This is a genomic window from Ectobacillus panaciterrae DSM 19096 (assembly GCF_000430785.1).
Lineage (GTDB): Bacteria > Bacillota > Bacilli > Bacillales > Bacillaceae_G > Ectobacillus > Ectobacillus panaciterrae.
The window spans coordinates 1-16,594 of sequence record NZ_AUMR01000054.1 but is presented as its reverse complement, the minus strand read 5'-3'; the positions used below and the strand labels follow the sequence as shown (position 1 = coordinate 16,594).

Below are 16,594 nucleotides of genomic sequence, written 5' to 3'. Positions count from 1 at the left end.
TGATGCTTTTGATGTAACTAAATTCGTGATATATAGATAGAACCCTAACATCGTAGAGGTTTTTTCTTCATACGATAAATAGCCAAGTGCTTTCTCAAAAAAGCCTTGGCTATTTATTATATTAGCATATATTTAATTTGAAAATGGTTCATAAATATCCCAAGCTGTTTTCAATGATTCAACAATATAATCAGCTGTTTCCTCAATGGCAAAGTTATCCGTTGTGAATTTTGAATGGTGAAGAGAGTATATATTTTTTCTTTTATAAAAAAGTTCTTCAATTTCTTCAAGGGTAAGTCCTTGTAACACCGGCCGGCTATCAATTATTATATTTAGCCTTTCCTTCCAAGATTCCCAAGATATATCTAGAAAAAAAACAATACAGTTAGATAAACAAATTTCTCGTATTTCCTTTTGTAGAAAAGCACCGCCACCGACAGAAATAATTTTTAGCTTTTGTTTACAGAAGTCATTGATTATACTTTTTTCCTTTTCACGAAAAGCCTTCTCACCTATTGTATTGAATATTTGCGGAATTGGCATATTGAATTCCTTTTCAATTTCTTTATCTATATCAATAAAGCTCCTGTATAATTTTTTAGCAACAAGCTCCCCAACAGTAGTTTTACCCACACCCATAAAGCCTATAAAAATTATACTTTTTTCCCTAAGGGATCCATTATTGTTAATCATTTTGCAAGCACTCTTTCTCAATTTTTAAGTTACAAGCTCAGTATCTAGAGGAATTTTATCGTTCATAAAAATGTTAAGTTAGAATCATTGAAATTATAATATAGATTGATTCATTTGTAAAAAAACTTTTTTAATCTTTAGAAAATAAATCCGAGTGAATATGTAATCAAATCTAAGGGTGATATTCCTGTATTTGTCTCAAAAACGGAGGTTTTTGAGACAAAAGATAATTATAAATATATTGACTTAGCTAAATAAAAGGCAACGCCCCACATAATAAGAGCAGATATTTTATTCATCAGTAACATCAGCTTACCTGAGGAATCGATACGACCAAATATTCTTCCGGCCAATGCCAGTGCTGCAAACCAAAACCAAGAAACAAAAATACAAGTTAAGCTGAATATAACCTTTTCCGTACCGGAATATTGTAACGAACTTGTTCCAATTACACCAATTGTATCTAAGACAGCATGAGGGTTTAATAAGGAAACGGAAGCTGCAAAGATAATCTGTCTTTTGAAAGAAAATGCTTCTGTATGGTTGTCAACCGTATTCGGCTGACTTTTCCACGTCATCCAACCCATATAGATCAAAAATAAGACTCCTATACTCATTAATATTATCTTAAACCAATGGTTTTCTATTACTAGGACTGATACCCCTGTCACCGCAAGACTGATTAACAACGTATCACAAATTGATGCTGTCAATACAACAGGTAATGCTCTCCAGTAGCTGGATTGAAAAGCACCTTGTTGAAAGACAAATACATTTTGAACTCCTAAAGGTAAAATCAATCCAAAAGCAAGAAACATAGCATGTATAATTACATCCGTCATCGTATATCCTCCATCACAGTTTTTATATTATCATTTTAAGAACTGAATGAGAGTTCGTCTCCATCCATTTGGCTGGCTTCGAAACCAACCAAATTATATAATGGACCAGAGTGATAGGGGGGATGTTATGAAGGATTTAGGATGGAAGCCCAATCGATTGTCTCCAGTTCCTTTACACAGGCAAATTGAAGAATATATAAAGGGAAAAATTCTGAATGGAGAATGGACCATTGGTACAAAGATACCATCCCAACGACAATTAGCAGATTCACTCTGTGTGAATCGAAGCACTGTAGTTACAGCTCTAGACGAGTTAACGGCTCAGGGTTTACTAGAAGGGAAAAAGGGTGGGGGCACAAAGGTTATTAATAACACATGGAGTCTGTTGGCAGCGAATCCGCCTCTGGATTGGAATTCGTACGTTCGTTCAGGAATTCATCACCCAAACTTGCCGACTGTACAGGAGATTAATCGAGCAGAATTCTATCCTGATATGATTCGGCTTGGAACAGGAGAACTTTCACCCGAACTGTTGCCATATAAACAAATGCAGAACATATGGGATCGACTCTCTGTCCGCATGATGTCTTTAGGGTATGAAGAACCGAAAGGAGATCTCTTTTTGCGGCAAGCGGTAACTGAACATCTAAAAAATATAGGAATTCATACTTCTCCTTCATCCGTATTAATTGTATCAGGAGCCCTTCAAGCTTTACAGTTAATCTCAATAGGCCTGTTACATAGGGGATCTTCTGTTTTACTTGAAAAGCCTTCCTATTTATATTCTGTTCATGTTTTTCAATCTGCTGGTATGAAATTAGTTGGTGTACCTATGGATGAACAGGGAATTCAAACATCTTTTCTTCCTAGATATAGAAAGCAATACGGCGGAGCTTTGCTGTATTCTATACCCTCTTTTCATAATCCTACCGGTATACTCATGACAGAGAACAGAAGAAAAGATCTGTTAACAACCTGTGAACAAGAAAGGTTGCCTATTGTTGAGGATGATGTATATCGAGATTTATGGATGGATTGTCCGCCGCCAATGCCTTTAAAAGCAAACGATAAAAATGGAAATGTTTTGTATGTAGGGAGCTTATCTAAAACTGTAAGTCCTGGATTAAGAATTGGTTGGGTTGTCGGGCCAGAGCCTGTAATTGAACGATTAGCTGATATAAAGATGCAAACAGATTATGGCTCTAGCTCGTTGTCTCAGTGGGCAGCTGCAGAGTGGCTCTCAAGTGGTTTATACCAAGAACACTTGAGCTATATCAGGAGAGAACTCAAGAGTCGTAGAGATGCTACAATTGATTTGCTTCAAAAGCATTTTGGCAACATTGCATCATGGAATGTTCCTAAGGGGGGATTTTATATTTGGCTTCGTTTCATCCCATCCATACCCATTCGAGAGCTTTTCGAGAAGGCATTGAAGGAAGGAATCCTTCTTAATCCAGGAAACGTATACGATCGTGATACAACCCAATATATACGAATTTCCTGCTCCTATGCTTCTCTCTCAGATATGGAATACGGTCTAGCGCGACTTTCGATAATAATAAGAGATTTAATGAACAAATGTGAACTACCACGAACCTAAAGGTATCGTAGTTTTACGCCCACAAATATAAATAAGAATGGATTATATATACAAGTGAACAAAAAAGCCGTTTTTTCATAGTGAGGAGAGATCATCCGGCGACGTGCAGAAGCGGTCAAACCTTGGTGGTGGTTCATGCAGGGGTAAACCAGAGAGAGGGGGCGAGCGCAGTTTCCTTTTTGTTCTACGTGGCAAACGATAGATATGTCGGAATAACAAAGTGGACTTATATAGTGATAGTGATCGTAGTAGCTTCAAGTGCCATGAAGATTAATTAAGTTTGTTTGCTCGTGCCAAGCAATCTTATTAAAAGTTTGCCTATGAATAAAGCGCCTAACACTAAGGGGATTTGCATAATAATTCCAGCGCCAAAAGCAAAAAATAATTGTTTTTCAGTTATATAGTTATTTTGCAAAGCAATATTAAACAGATAAATGGAGAAAGGGATGTAAATAAGAACAGCTGTGATCAAACCAGGGGTATATCTGCGTAATCGAAGAGTTCCGATAATATGAGCTAACGCATTAATAAACAAACTTGCTTGACCGAAAATAGCCAAAAAACGTCCCACTAATCCGACTTCTTCTCTTGTGCCAAAATAAATAAAAACAACGACTAAAAGCGTTAATATAGTGACTGCCGCAGGAAACTGCCCTCGTTGCATTTTTTTAAAATGTTCAGTTCCATATTTCCTCATAGTCAAAGCTTCTTCTAAGTTATGTATGGTGAAAAGAACAGGAATAAGCCACAAAAGAACATTGATATTCAAAGAATCCCCCCTTGTGTTTACTAACTTCAATCGAATGTTAAAGGGCTATTGCAGACCCAATAGCCCACGTAACCGTTCCTGTATTTCGGTTAAATGAAGATTTTTTCTGGTTGTTCTTCCAAGCGTACAATTTGATCTTTTTTGTTGGAAATCTAAAACCTCACCTGCTCGTCTGATTCATCGACGCAAATCGAATTTAAATGATGAACTAACACGCGAACGATCCGATCTTTATTAAAACGATGAGGTTCTAGCATCGTATGTAACGCTAGGCCATCGATTAAGGCGTATAGCTTTTCAGTTTCAATTTCTTTATCAATATTTTTTCGCAGTAAGTTAAACTGATCTAAGTAGTCGATGAGCTTTTGCATTCCGATAAAAATCCCGTCGTGCTGGGCATCAAAAATATCTTCCTTATGTCTGGCGTAGGCAGTGAAAGCAAACCAAACTTCCATTTCTGCGATCGTTTCATCATTCGTTGGCACAATCTCAAGCATAATTTTTAATATTTTCTCTTTTGGAGGCAAGTCTTGCATGGCGATTTCATTAATGCGAGCTGTTGCCTTTTCTTTAACGAGTTTCATTGCATAAACGAGCAGTTCATCTTGTGTTGAAAAATAATGACGCAACGCACCTAATGATAGTCCTGCTTCTTTCGCAATGTTTCTTACTGTTGCGCCCTCCATTCCTCGTTCTAAAATGACTCGCCATGTTGCTTCTGCAATTTGTTTTCTTCTTTTCTCATGATCGATTAGTTTAGGCATAGTTGTATTTTATCAAAAAAAAAATTACCGCGCAATTTTATAATACAGTTGTATTATTTAAAGGCGAATGCTAAAATAATTTTAAATAATACGTCTGTATTGAAAAGAGGTAGTGTTTTGAATTTTGTCGCATGGATGATTGTCACCTGTGAAATTGCGTTTTGGGTCGTTATTGTATTAGGATTAGTAACGCGATATGTGTTCAAGCTAAATAAGTTAGGATTATTTCTTTTAGCTTTAACCCCCATAATTGATTTCATTTTATTAATCACAACGAGTGTTGATTTATACCGTGGTGCAACTGCAACACAAGCACATGCGATTGCTGCAGTTTATATCGGTACATCGATTGCTTTCGGAAAAAGTATGATTCAATGGGCAGATGAGCGCTTTCAGTATTATGTGACAAAGCAAGGTCCAAGGCCGACTCAACGATTCGGCAGGGAATATGCAAAGCATTATTTAAAAGGGTGGGTAAGACATGTGCTTTCTTATCTTATTGGTGCTGGACTTTTAGCCGGGATGATTTATTTTATAAATGATCCATCTCGGACTGGGGCATTGAGTGGGATTTTAAGAATTTGGACAATTGTTTTAGGCATTGATTTCATTATTGCAATCAGCAATTTTGTTTGGCCGAAAAAAGAAAAAGCCTGAAACCACTGTATAGTACAGTGGTTTTTAGTAACATCTGAACATTAAATACATCTTTTTATCATAAATTAGGCGAGAATACTCCACTTCAAGCGTGTGGATGGTGTAGTGTAACGGTAAGTGGGGGAGGTTCATATCTTCCACAAGTGTTTGCTCCAAATTAAGACAATCTCTTTTGAAAATGCAGTGTAAATGTTCATATTTCGTTTGAGTATAGCTAAAAAAAGCATTTGCACCAATGGTTGTAAGCGCTAACTATAAAAAGCATGCTTTTACATTTTACAGATGCAAGATCGCGAAGTTTCGACTATAATCATCTCAACCCCGATTAATCATATTTTAACAATAAAAAGAGGGATGATGATGAAAAAGAAAATTTTATCATTTACAATGGCATTCGCTTTGCTATTTCTTCCGGTCATGGCACAAGCGAAGGGATTCAGCGGAGGCAGTTCTTCGCGCAGTTCTTCAACGCATGCAAGCAGCGTAGGCTCAAAAAGCTATTCAACAGGCGGAACGTACCATTCCGGTTATAAATCACCGTCTTCTAGCGTACAGTCTAAGCAGCCATCTTATAATAATAACGGATCTGTAACATCCGCACCGGCACCTTCTAAAAAATCAAGCTTCTTAAGCCATGCGGCAGCATTTGGCGCGGGTGCGTTCTTAGGACATATGTTTCATCCATTTGGAACATCGGCAATGAGTGGGGTAGGAGGAACCGGCTTTTCGTTAAGCGGATTGCTTATGGATGCGATCCTGATTCTGATTATTGTATGGATTGTGCGCCGTATATTCGCACGACGTTAGAAGGGAAGAGACAGTCATGAAACTATACTTTCACGAACAAGATGTTGTAGATGCCGTTTGTGTATATGAAGCGTCTCTTCATGCGTATCGTCCGGAACAGATTGAGGCAGATTTACAGTTTCATCCAGACCGCGGTTTTCATGCTAGTGCGCGTCTCCCGTACCGTACGGTGGAATTGCATGAGCAGGATATGATTGACGCGATTGCTGTATATTTGCGCGACTATCACAATTTTATTCCTGAACGCTTGCGCATTGATTTGCAGTTTCAAGAGCAAACAGGCGTAACTGCAGAGATTATAGCTGAATAAAGGAAAATCTCCCGCGGGATACGTATGCTTCTTGTGGGAGGTTTTTCTATGTAAGAGGGCATATAAAAATCAGCTGTTAGCTGTTATACTTAAGAGAGAGGTCAATTCATACAAGACCAATTAGAGGTACAGCAACAGTTTATGATTTTTGCGACCACTTCACATGCCTATCAAGCTAACGAAATGAACGACCACAAAAACGAAAAAACTTTCCTCCTAGTGCTTCTACAGAAAGAGTTACGTTTTTTTCATTTTAGAGCGTTTTTATTTTTTAACTTGATGGGTATGGGGCAGCCCCCATTATGAAATGATTTGCTAAATAGAGCATTTGCATATTACAAAATAAAATCGAGACTTCCATATTTTTCAATCTAATATATCACAAGTCTGCCTGATATTATGGGGAAAATCGACTTTTCTTTTTATAAAAACTGTCTTAGCGTAGGTTTTACATCATTTGGTTTGGTTGGCGGGACCCCTTGTTTAGTATAGTGAGAGAGGGATATATATGGTAGAGAAAAAGAAAAAAGAAAGAAAGAAAATTCAGGTACCATTTCGATTAAATATATTATTTTTTTCTGTGTTTTTGCTATTTTCTGCACTCATTATTCGCTTAGGATTCGTACAGATTGTATACGGAGACGATTATAAAAAAGAAGTAGCACGAACAAATGATTCAGTAGTAAGCAATCCTGTTCCGCGCGGTTTAATATACGATCGCTATAATCGGGTTATGGTGAATAACGTGCCTTTGCGCACCATTACGTATACGAGATCGAAAAGTTCTACTAGTGCAGAGCGTTTAAAACTGGCAAGGCAACTCGCAAAGCTAATTGATATGCCAACCGATAAGATTACGGATCGGGATAAAAAGGATTTCTGGATTCAATTAAACCCCGAACGCGCAAAGCAGAAAATTACAAGCAAAGACATGCAGTTATTTAAAAAGCAAAAGATTGATGATAAAGAACTGTACAACCGTCAGATTGCACAAATTACAGACAAAGAGTTAAATGAGTTAACTCCTGAGGATTTAAAGGTTCTGGCTATCAAACGTCAAATGGACAGCGGATATGCGATGACACCTCAAGTTATTAAAAATCAAGGTGTAACAGATCAAGAGTATGCGTTAGTCAGCGAGAACTTGGATAAGCTTCCGGGTGTAGATACAACGACAGACTGGGATCGTAACTATCCAAATGGAACTGCCTTTCAATCCGTTTTGGGAGGAGTAACAAAAAGTGACCAAGGTTTACCTCAAGAACGTCTAGATTACTATCTTGCTCGTGGTTATGACCGAAACGATCGAGTTGGAAAGAGCTATATTGAGCAAGAATATGAGGATCTACTCCATGGTACGAAGGCTCAAGTTAAAAATATTACGGATAACCAAGGAAATATTTTGGAGAAAGATACTCTTTCTAAAGGAAATAGAGGAGACGATTTAAGTCTTACCATTGATATAGAGTTACAAAAACAAGTAGAGCAAATTGTAGAAGATGAACTAAAAAAAGAGCAGGCAACAGGAAAATCTCCGATGCTGGATCGAGCTTTCATTGTCATGATGAATCCAAAGAACGGAGAAATCTTGTCAATAGCAGGGAAACAAATTGTAAATAAGGACGGAAAGCAAGAAGTGCAGGATTATGCTTTAGGAGCCCTGACCAGTTCCTATGCGATGGGATCAACTGTTAAAGGAGCTACGTTACTAACCGGTTTCCAAACAGGAGCTATTAAACCAGGGGACATACAAGTGGATGAACCGATTAAGATAAAGGGGACTAATTTCAAGAAATCTTATGAAAATATGGGACCTATTGATGATTTGACAGCTCTTAAAAAATCTTCCAACGTATACATGTTCAAAACAGCAATGAAGATTGCAGGTGTTGATTATGTGTATGGTGCTCCTTTGGATGTCAAACAAAAGGCGTTTGATACGATGCGTTATTATTTTAGTCAATTTGGCCTCGGAGTTCCTACTGGAATTGATTTGCCGAATGAATCCGCGGGTTTGAAAGGAACTACAGATAAGCCAGGGTTCTTGTTAGACTTTGCAATCGGGCAATATGATTTATATACGCCGCTGCAGCTAGCCCAATATGTTTCCACTATTGCTAATGGAGGGTATCGTATTAAACCAGAAGTTGTGAAGGAAGTGCGGGAAGCGGCATCAAAACCAGGAGAACTTGGGAAATTAATACAAGCTAACGAACCGACTGTATTAAATCACATTGACATGAAAGACGATTATATTAAACGGGTGCAAGAAGGATTTCGAAAAGTTATGCAGGAAACCGGAGGGACAGCTAACAACGTGTTTGCCGGGGACCCGTACAATCCAGCAGGAAAAACCGGAACTGCGCAAACGTTCTATGACGGTCCGAATACGGCTTGGCGGAAAGGCGGACCGAACGGTACACCACTTCCTACTTATAACTTAACCCTTGTAGGATATGCACCTTTCGATAACCCTGAAATTGCTTTTTCTGTTGTCGTCCCATGGGTGGATCAAAATAGCAGGATTAACAAGAATATTGGGAGAAGGGCTCTAGATGCTTATTTTGATTTAAAGAAGCAAGAAGTGAATATGGATTCCAATAACGCAGCTCTTCAACAAGCTTCAGGGCAATAGACAATTAAGACTTGCCCATCCATGGCATACCTGTTCTTACTATAACAAAAATACCCTGACGATAAGTCAGGGTATTTTCATAGAAGTGTAATTAAATTAACTACCGATAGTAAGATGTTATGTAAAGTAAAGGTGGCTATTGATTTATTCTTATCAAAAACAGTGATTTAAAGCTTTAAACAAACGTTTGATTACATTATAAGCTTGTAATACATATACTTTTTACCTACTACCGATCATTTTACATAAAAAAGAAATGCCTTATGCATAATAAGGAAAAGTGCTATGGTGATGATTATGAAATTAATGGCGATATCTTTACTTTTGTTTGTTCTTACTACAGGAATCATCGTTCTCATGGATATACTTCAGGGGTTTAGCATTTTTCAATCTATATATGCGTTTGTGAAATTAAAACGTAATATGGTAAAAGAGGATTACATATTAGTGTTTGTTTTTTTCCTTCCGCTCATCATTTCAAAACTTCGCCACATTGTGCAAAAAATAAAAACAACTTAGCATTTGTTAAGTTGTTTTTATTTTTTTCTTAATCCATACAGTAATGAGCAGCAAAATTGGAATCACGATTTGTAAGGGTAAGGCTAAATAGTATGTAACAACTTTCAGTGACTCATTTATGTGAGCTACATAGTTAGGGGCTATAACAATAGAAGAAACTAATATAATGCACCCGATTGGATAAATAAGCTTTCTTGACTGTTTTACATGAAACAAATCTGCCGAACCAATAACGGCGCAAAAGAAGTAAATAGCTACTTTTATAAATCCCAGAACTACCATACTGATAATCACTAAAGCTTCTAGCCGTTGAACAAAATTGGCCACGTTAATATAACTAACAGCGATGAGCATGGGGAATGCAGAACGCAGTACGATATCCGCACCGAGAATGGATACGTTAATAACCTTGAATAACACGAAATACAGACCGCTGGCCGTGACTGCTGCAATTCCTGCCCTTTTCGCTGTATTTTGGTTATGTAAATAAGGGAGAATCATTGTAAATGCTATCATCTCACCAAAAGGGAATGTTAAAGATGAGGGAAACAATGCTTTGAATACAGGCTGCCAACCATGTTCCAAAATTGGCTGCAGATTTTCCAGGTGAATCAATCCACCCGTAAATTCCAATAGAATAATGGCAATTAGCACAAGAAACATGATGAAAAAGCAAAGTTCTGCTACACGGGCAAATACTTCAAACCCTTTGTACACAGCATACATAATGCAAAGGATCATGCAGATTCCCACTGTCAAAAGCGATGTCGCTGAATATGCGGATGTCACCAACAGCTCTTCAAAATCCCGTAATACTCTAGAAGCGCTATATATGTAACTAATGACATATACTAATCCAATTGTCCACCCAATATAGTTCCCCCAGATTTTACGGATATAATTCGTTAACGGCACAGCAGGATATGTTTGATACAGCTTGGCATATACGAGATACAGTATCAAGCCGCAAATCATTGCCAATCCTACTGTAATCCACCCATCTTGCATTGCTGTTTTTGCTAACCCTACCAAGACAGCGCTTCCTAATTCAAATAAGAAAATGACGCAAAACAATTGAAATCCATTGATTTTTAACTGTTCCATCGTTATCGCCTTCTTCCTCAATACGGGTAAGGTTTGACTCTCATACCTGTTCCTGAAATACTTATGTTTACATGAACATTCACGTTTGCTTTTGCAAATGTTTCAGCCCAATGTTCTTTCTGTTTTTCCCATTCCGTAGGATGCGTGCGATGTAAAATATCCCCGAAACCAAATACATCGCTTTTCAGCTTTTGTGCTTTTAAAATGCCGCCTGTCACCTCCTTTTTTAATTCCTGCTCTGCTTCATGTTCAAACTCTTTTATCACTTTGTCGTTACTTATATCCTTGGTGCATAATATTTCGTCAAGAATCCCGCTTGCGTAAGTGTAGATGTTGATATTAGCTTGATTATTCTTTATATCCACTTTCACATCGCTATGCAGGCGGTCTACCTGCATAGAATTATATCTTTTTTTATTGCAAGGGATTCGCAAATTTGTTTGTTTCAATGTATTGCCGACAACTTGAATTGACTTTGCTTGTTTTCCATCTAGCCACCCGACAAGCTTTCCGTTTTTAAAAACTCCAACTCCATTTAAGAAAGCAGATGCGTTTCTTACCTTTTTATAGTTCTCTGCGGAATTCCCTATATTTCTAGGGTCATTTACACTTATCCCGCTAATAGCCGGTTCCCTTCCTTTGCTGGATAGTGCTCCAATTACTTCATAAATCAAAACTTCTCCATTCTCTCCCAATAATTTGGATGTATTTTCGAGTTTCCCGATTAAGGATTTCACGGGAACTTTATCTAATGCCGGAAGTATGTTCATTATCTTTGGTACACTTGCATTCCGCGCAATTAACACCGGAATGTTTACGCGTATCTTTGCATCGCGTTCGAATACATCAAATATAAAATTCAAAGATTTCTTTTTAGCTAATTGCTCGCCGATGACTATTAAAGCGATATGGGAATAAATATTTTGGCGGGAAAAGCGTTTAGACGAATTTCGTGCAGCTTCAGAAATGGTTTTCCCTGTATCTTTATAACTAAGAACAGGAACAGATGGCCCGCCGCTGCTGCCTTGTGCAATATTTCCGCTTGGATTGATGATTTGAAATGTTACTTCATATACATCTTTTTTGGGGATGTAATCTATACCCATCCCTACTACAATGGCTACTTGATTTAATTCTTTATAGTTAGAGCAGCCAGTGAGGATAAAAAATACGAAAATAAAAAGAATACAGAGTCTATTGTTCATTCAAATCACCATCTTCATTACTCATGCGTATTTTATCCCCTTGTTTCGCTGGAGAGGGTCTCTTTATAAGCGATTTTAACGGGAAAGTGAACAATACGTCCTTTTGCTCGTCTGTCCGGAACGGAGCCAGAGGAGTTATATAAGGCACGCCGAAAGAGCGTAAGCTGCACATATGTAAAGCAATGAAAAGTGTACCGAGCAGTATCCCGTATAACCCGATAAAGGAAGCTATAAGCAGTAAAAGAAACCGGAGAAGCCGGCCGGTAATGGCGAGATTGTAATACGGTATTGCAAAACTGGCGATAGCGGTAATAGAAACAACAATTACCATGGCAGCTGAAACAATACCAGCCTGTACCGCCGCTTGCCCCAAGATCAATGCGCCTACAATAGACATCGCTTGTCCTACCGCCCTTGGCATGCGGATTCCCGCTTCCCGTAAAACCTCGAATGTAGCCTCCATAAGCAATGCTTCGACTATCGCAGGGAAAGGAACTCCTTCCCGCTGCGCAGCTAAATTTACAAGTAAGACGGTAGGAATCAACCCTTGATGATGTGCAATAACTGCGACATAAAGAGCGGGAGCGTATAAAGATAAGAAAAAAGCTACAAAGCGCAAAATTCTTAAAGTAGTACCAATATATTGATTTTGATAGTAATCTTCCGGTGACTGGAAAAATTGAACGAATACAGCGGGAACGATTAATACGAAAGGAGTGCCGTTAACGAATAATGCAACCCGTCCCTCCAATAAATTACCTACTATCACATCCGGTCGTTCCGTATGTAACACCATAGGAAAAGGTGTATATGAATCATCTTTTATCAAAGATTCAATATATCCAGATTCTAAAATACCGTCTATTTTAATGTCTTGGAGCCGCTTTTTTACTTCTCTTACAATGGATTGCTCTGCAATTCCTTCTATATACATGATTTCCACGTCTGTACGCGTCACTTCTCCAATTTGCATCGATTCCAGACGCAAGTATGGACTGTGAATACGGGATCGAACGAGAGAAGTATTCGTGCGAAGACTCTCTGTAAAGCTGTCTTTCGGTCCGCGGATGACAGTTTGAGTAGTCGGTTCGGCTATGCTGCGGGATTTCACTTTCCCTGTACTGACGATTAGAGCTTGTACACAACCGTCAATCAAAATAACTGTACTCCCGGATACAATAGCTAATAACACTTCCGCGAAGTTTATTCCGGTCTCTAGTGTTGAACCGGATATAACCCGTTCCAACCCTTCCTTGTGTATATCTGCAGAAGAAGGTGAATGTAACTTTGATTTGTATTCCAATAAAGGTTCTATAATATGCTGGTTAATGATTTGTTCATCCGAGATGCCATCGATATGAATAACAGAAATAACGAAAGAGGCAGGGGCATCCTCTTTCAGGAATCGGATGCTCAAATCCGAACTGTCTCCCAGCTCGTCTTTTATTTTGGCGATATTTTTATGCAATTCATCATATAAAGGCATGGAATTTGAATAGTGCAGCTTCTCAGAACCCTTCAAGCGTCTTTTATGCTTTGTACCAGATGGTTTCCACACAATGCCGTTCCACCTTTTGTTAAGTTAGTCATTATTCATATATGTTTTCTCAATAATTCCAAATTATGTATTTCACTTGGATATGTGTGTAAATGAAGCATCTTTAACATACAATAGAAACTTCCTGACATAGAACTGACTCTTATTTAAAAATATGGAATATAATTGAATATGCTTTGGGGTATAAATATACAGTCGCAAAGTTTTTAAAAATAAATTTATGTTATTTCAAAAAAATATAGAATGTATAAAATTTTGCATATAAAAAGGTACAAAAGAACGCTTTATTCCTTCTATTCCAGCTGTGTCATGGCTAAGAAAGAGGTTTGTTTATCGTATCATGGAAAAAATAAGCTGATTATAGGAGAATAGAGAAATCAAAATAAAGTCTGCTTTATACATAAATTATTTAAGTTAATATTATAAATACCGAGCAAAAAAGACATTGATGAAGCTCCAAATAGTAAGTAGATTGCGCTCACAACGCCTCTTTGCATGTTTATGCGTATTATGCAAGGGTATCATTTCATGAAAGTTTGAACTAATCATAATAATCATGTAGAATAGGAATTGTGAAATGTAAACGCTTTATTAAAAAGAGGAGGCATTTGACTATGGTAGTAGCATACAAACATGAGCCTTTTACAGATTTCTCAGTAGAGACCAACAAACTAGCATTTGAAGAGGGATTGAAGAAGGTAGAATCTTACCTTGGACAAGACTATCCACTAATCATCGGGGGCGAGCGCATTACAACGGAAGATAAGATTGTATCCGTGAACCCTGCTAATAAAGAAGAAGTAATCGGACGCGTGTCTAAGGCGAGCCGTGAGCTTGCGGAACAAGCAATGCAAATCGCAGATGCAACGTTCCAAACTTGGAGAAAATCCAATCCGGAAATGCGTGCAGACATTTTATTCCGTGCCGCTGCAATCGTTCGCCGCAGAAAGTATGAATTCTCTGCGATTCTTACAAAGGAAGCAGGAAAGCCTTGGAGAGAAGCGGATGCAGATACTGCAGAAGCAATTGACTTCATGGAATACTATGGTCGTCAAATGTTGAAAATTAAAGACGGCATTCCAGTTGAAAGCCGTCCGATCGAATATAACCGTTTCTCTTACATTCCATTAGGAGTAGGCGTAATCATCTCTCCTTGGAACTTCCCGTTCGCAATCATGGCGGGTATGACTACGGCTGCATTAGTATCCGGCAACACAGTACTATTAAAGCCTGCTAGTACAACTCCGGTTGTTGCGGCGAAATTCATAGAAGTATTAGAAGAAGCAGGACTTCCTGCAGGCGTAGTAAACTTCGTTCCGGGAAGCGGCTCTGAAGTAGGCGACTACTTAGTAGATCATCCTCGTACACGCTTCGTCAGCTTCACAGGCTCTAAAGAAGTCGGTATCCGCATTTACGAGCGTGCAGCGAAAGTAAACCCAGGTCAAATCTGGCTGAAACGCGTAATCGCTGAAATGGGCGGAAAAGATACAATCGTAGTAGATAAAGAAGCAGACTTAGAATTAGCGGCACAATCTATCGTTGCATCCGCGTTCGGATTCTCCGGACAAAAATGCTCCGCTTGCTCCCGCGCTGTAATCGTAGAAGATGTATACGATACAGTATTGGAAAGAGCAGTGGAATTAACGAAAAAATTAACAGTAGGCAACCCTGTTGAGCAAAACATCTCCATGGGCCCTGTAAATGACCAGGGTGCATTCGACAAAGTTATGAGCTATGTACAAATCGGCAAAGAAGAAGGCAAGCTTATGGCAGGCGGCGAAGGAGACGATTCCAAAGGCTGGTTCATCCAACCTACAATCATCGCAGACGTAGCAGAAGATGCACGCCTGATGAAGGAAGAAATCTTCGGACCAGTTGTAGCGTTCTGCAAAGCGAAAGACTTCGACCATGCGCTTGATATCGCAAATAATACAGAGTTCGGTTTAACAGGAGCAGTTATCTCCAATAACCGTGCGCACATCGAAAAAGCACGCGAAGACTTCCATGTTGGTAACCTTTACTTCAACCGCGGCTGCACAGGCGCGATTGTAGGCTATCAGCCATTCGGCGGCTTCAACATGTCCGGTACCGACTCCAAAGCGGGCGGACCTGACTACTTGCTTCTTCATATGCAAGCAAAAACAACTTCTGAAACGCTTTAATATACAGCAAAAAACCTTCCCGAGGAAATTCGGGGAGGTTTTTTGTTTTTGATGGGTATGGGATCACGCACCTTTTTTAAAGTAGTAGTATCAGGATGTTCCAGTTTAATAGATTTCTTGCATCAGAACTTTATATTGGATATTTTTGGTTTACATTTGGATATTTTTGGTTTATGATACTAATGGTACTATAAAATTATTACTAGTACCATGGGCTAGGAGGAGTTATTTTGAATGAGAGGATTATTAAAGAAACAATTTATCTAATTCAACAAAAAGGATTTACATTTACTATCAGTGATTTGGCAAAACAATTAGCAACTAGTAAACGAACCATTTATGAATATTTCTCTTCAAAAGATGAAATTGTTGAACAGGTGATTAACACACTTATTTCACGAATTAAAGAAAAAGAAAAAGAGATTGCCGAAGACGAACAGCTAGACTTATTAGAAAAAATCAATCAAATTCTCATTTGTATCCCAAAAGATTTTGAGTTAATGGATATTCGTTTGCTAGCTGAATTAAAAAAATTTCATTATGAGCAATGGATAAAGCTTGATTTATTCTTAAAAGAAGAATGGTCTGTTGTTCTGGATTTATTAGTACAGGGCATGGAAAAAGGAATTATTAGAAAAATAAATTTACCGTTATTCATACAGTTATACCTAGGTAGTATTAATCAAGTTTATGATCCTACGTTTTCTCTTAAAAATAAATTAACGATGGGCGAAATTCTTCAATCAGTTATGGATATCCTTTTACATGGCATTTGTAATGAGAGTAAATAATAGAAGGAGCTATGAACAGTTGATTTTATTTCGTATAAAATCGTAAAAAACTATATCAAATCGTGACCTTTAGGTTTGTATAGTCTGTTCCTTGCTTTCAAGCCCGAGTGAGTGTAGAAGTAGGAAACTGTTTCAGCACGATGAACTACGTTGGCGAGTCAGGTCAAGACACACCGTC

General features: G+C 38.2%; 15 protein-coding genes. 8 read left to right on the top strand and 7 right to left on the bottom strand.

Translation table 11 applies throughout. From position 1 onward, the window contains the following. Positions 1-132 precede the first annotated feature (132 nt). Together H540_RS0113955 and H540_RS0113950 are read right to left on the bottom strand one after the other, a co-directional pair. On the bottom strand, positions 133-693 hold the full coding sequence (locus H540_RS0113955; RefSeq protein ID WP_028401203.1) for a shikimate kinase: 561 nt from the start codon (positions 691-693) through the stop codon (positions 133-135). 230 nt (positions 694-923) lie between these two features. Beyond that, positions 924-1,535 carry a LysE/ArgO family amino acid transporter gene (locus H540_RS0113950; RefSeq protein WP_028401202.1) on the bottom strand — a complete coding sequence of 204 codons (612 nt, stop codon included), beginning with the start codon at positions 1,533-1,535 and terminating at the stop codon, positions 924-926. A gap of 127 nt (positions 1,536-1,662) precedes the next feature. On the opposite strand from H540_RS0113950, the gene H540_RS0113945 reads away from it, so the two are divergent. Then, positions 1,663-3,135 carry an aminotransferase-like domain-containing protein gene (locus H540_RS0113945; RefSeq protein WP_028401201.1) on the top strand — a complete coding sequence of 491 codons (1,473 nt, stop codon included), beginning with the start codon at positions 1,663-1,665 and terminating at the stop codon, positions 3,133-3,135. A gap of 274 nt (positions 3,136-3,409) precedes the next feature. Here H540_RS0113945 and H540_RS29710 read toward each other — a convergent pair whose 3' ends face one another. Together H540_RS29710 and H540_RS0113930 are read right to left on the bottom strand one after the other, a co-directional pair. Beyond that, a complete protein-coding gene (locus H540_RS29710; protein ID WP_051317105.1) occupies positions 3,410-3,904 on the bottom strand; it encodes an HXXEE domain-containing protein in 495 nt (164 codons plus the stop codon). A gap of 152 nt (positions 3,905-4,056) precedes the next feature. Further along, complete coding sequence (locus tag H540_RS0113930) at positions 4,057-4,668, bottom strand: TetR/AcrR family transcriptional regulator (RefSeq protein ID WP_028401200.1); 612 nt, start codon at positions 4,666-4,668, stop codon at positions 4,057-4,059. A gap of 117 nt (positions 4,669-4,785) precedes the next feature. Between H540_RS0113930 and H540_RS0113925 the strand changes: the two genes are divergently transcribed. The 5 genes from H540_RS0113925 (at position 4,786) to H540_RS35830 (ending at position 9,596) form a co-directional block, all read left to right on the top strand. After that, positions 4,786-5,325 (top strand): hypothetical protein, encoded by a 540-nt coding sequence (locus tag H540_RS0113925; protein WP_028401199.1) that lies wholly within the window; start codon positions 4,786-4,788, stop codon positions 5,323-5,325. 360 nt (positions 5,326-5,685) lie between these two features. Then, positions 5,686-6,132: a hypothetical protein gene (locus tag H540_RS0113920; protein ID WP_028401198.1), complete on the top strand. Its 447-nt coding sequence runs from the start codon at positions 5,686-5,688 to the stop codon at positions 6,130-6,132. A 16-nt stretch (positions 6,133-6,148) separates the two neighbouring features. Next, on the top strand, positions 6,149-6,442 hold the full coding sequence (locus H540_RS0113915; protein WP_028401197.1) for a DUF2653 family protein: 294 nt from the start codon (positions 6,149-6,151) through the stop codon (positions 6,440-6,442). A 508-nt stretch (positions 6,443-6,950) separates the two neighbouring features. Continuing rightward, positions 6,951-9,077: a peptidoglycan D,D-transpeptidase FtsI family protein gene (locus H540_RS0113905; RefSeq protein WP_028401196.1), complete on the top strand. Its 2,127-nt coding sequence runs from the start codon at positions 6,951-6,953 to the stop codon at positions 9,075-9,077. Positions 9,078-9,362: 285 nt separating this feature from the next. Next, entirely contained in the window at positions 9,363-9,596 is a 234-nt protein-coding gene (locus H540_RS35830) for a YczF family membrane protein (protein ID WP_028401195.1), read from the top strand. A 6-nt stretch (positions 9,597-9,602) separates the two neighbouring features. Here H540_RS35830 and H540_RS0113895 read toward each other — a convergent pair whose 3' ends face one another. From H540_RS0113895 to H540_RS29705, 3 genes are read right to left on the bottom strand one after another with little or no spacing between them, the layout of a single operon-like run. Continuing rightward, on the bottom strand, positions 9,603-10,700 hold the full coding sequence (locus tag H540_RS0113895; RefSeq protein ID WP_028401194.1) for a GerAB/ArcD/ProY family transporter: 1,098 nt from the start codon (positions 10,698-10,700) through the stop codon (positions 9,603-9,605). Between the two features lie 17 nt (positions 10,701-10,717). Continuing rightward, positions 10,718-11,905, bottom strand: a complete 1,188-nt coding sequence (locus H540_RS0113890; protein WP_028401193.1) for a Ger(x)C family spore germination protein — start codon at positions 11,903-11,905, stop codon at positions 10,718-10,720. After that, positions 11,895-13,463, bottom strand: coding sequence for a spore germination protein (locus H540_RS29705; RefSeq protein ID WP_245592241.1), 1,569 nt, complete (start codon positions 13,461-13,463; stop codon positions 11,895-11,897). Before H540_RS29705 ends, H540_RS0113890 begins: the two co-directional genes overlap by 11 nt. A 614-nt stretch (positions 13,464-14,077) precedes the next feature. On the opposite strand from H540_RS29705, the gene pruA reads away from it, so the two are divergent. Together pruA and H540_RS0113875 are read left to right on the top strand one after the other, a co-directional pair. After that, positions 14,078-15,625, top strand: coding sequence for an L-glutamate gamma-semialdehyde dehydrogenase (pruA, locus tag H540_RS0113880; RefSeq protein ID WP_028401192.1), 1,548 nt, complete (start codon positions 14,078-14,080; stop codon positions 15,623-15,625). Positions 15,626-15,855: 230 nt separating this feature from the next. Further along, on the top strand, positions 15,856-16,416 hold the full coding sequence (locus H540_RS0113875; protein WP_028401191.1) for a TetR/AcrR family transcriptional regulator: 561 nt from the start codon (positions 15,856-15,858) through the stop codon (positions 16,414-16,416). The last annotated feature ends 178 nt before the right edge of the window (positions 16,417-16,594 follow it).

Excerpts from the sequence above, each read along its gene's own strand:
- H540_RS0113890 (WP_028401193.1), bottom strand. The coding sequence starts at position 11,905 with ATGAACAATAGACTCTGTATTCTTTTTATTTTCGTATTTTTTATCCTC.
- H540_RS0113930 (WP_028401200.1), bottom strand. The coding sequence starts at position 4,668 with ATGCCTAAACTAATCGATCATGAGAAAAGAAGAAAACAAATTGCAGAA.
- pruA (WP_028401192.1), top strand. The coding sequence starts at position 14,078 with ATGGTAGTAGCATACAAACATGAGCCTTTTACAGATTTCTCAGTAGAG.
- H540_RS0113905 (WP_028401196.1), top strand. The coding sequence starts at position 6,951 with ATGGTAGAGAAAAAGAAAAAAGAAAGAAAGAAAATTCAGGTACCATTT.
- H540_RS0113945 (WP_028401201.1), top strand. The coding sequence starts at position 1,663 with ATGAAGGATTTAGGATGGAAGCCCAATCGATTGTCTCCAGTTCCTTTA.
- H540_RS0113915 (WP_028401197.1), top strand. The coding sequence starts at position 6,149 with ATGAAACTATACTTTCACGAACAAGATGTTGTAGATGCCGTTTGTGTA.
- H540_RS0113950 (WP_028401202.1), bottom strand. The coding sequence starts at position 1,535 with ATGACGGATGTAATTATACATGCTATGTTTCTTGCTTTTGGATTGATT.
- H540_RS35830 (WP_028401195.1), top strand. The coding sequence starts at position 9,363 with ATGGTGATGATTATGAAATTAATGGCGATATCTTTACTTTTGTTTGTT.
- H540_RS0113920 (WP_028401198.1), top strand. The coding sequence starts at position 5,686 with ATGAAAAAGAAAATTTTATCATTTACAATGGCATTCGCTTTGCTATTT.
- H540_RS0113955 (WP_028401203.1), bottom strand. The coding sequence starts at position 693 with ATGATTAACAATAATGGATCCCTTAGGGAAAAAAGTATAATTTTTATA.
- H540_RS0113895 (WP_028401194.1), bottom strand. The coding sequence starts at position 10,700 with ATGGAACAGTTAAAAATCAATGGATTTCAATTGTTTTGCGTCATTTTC.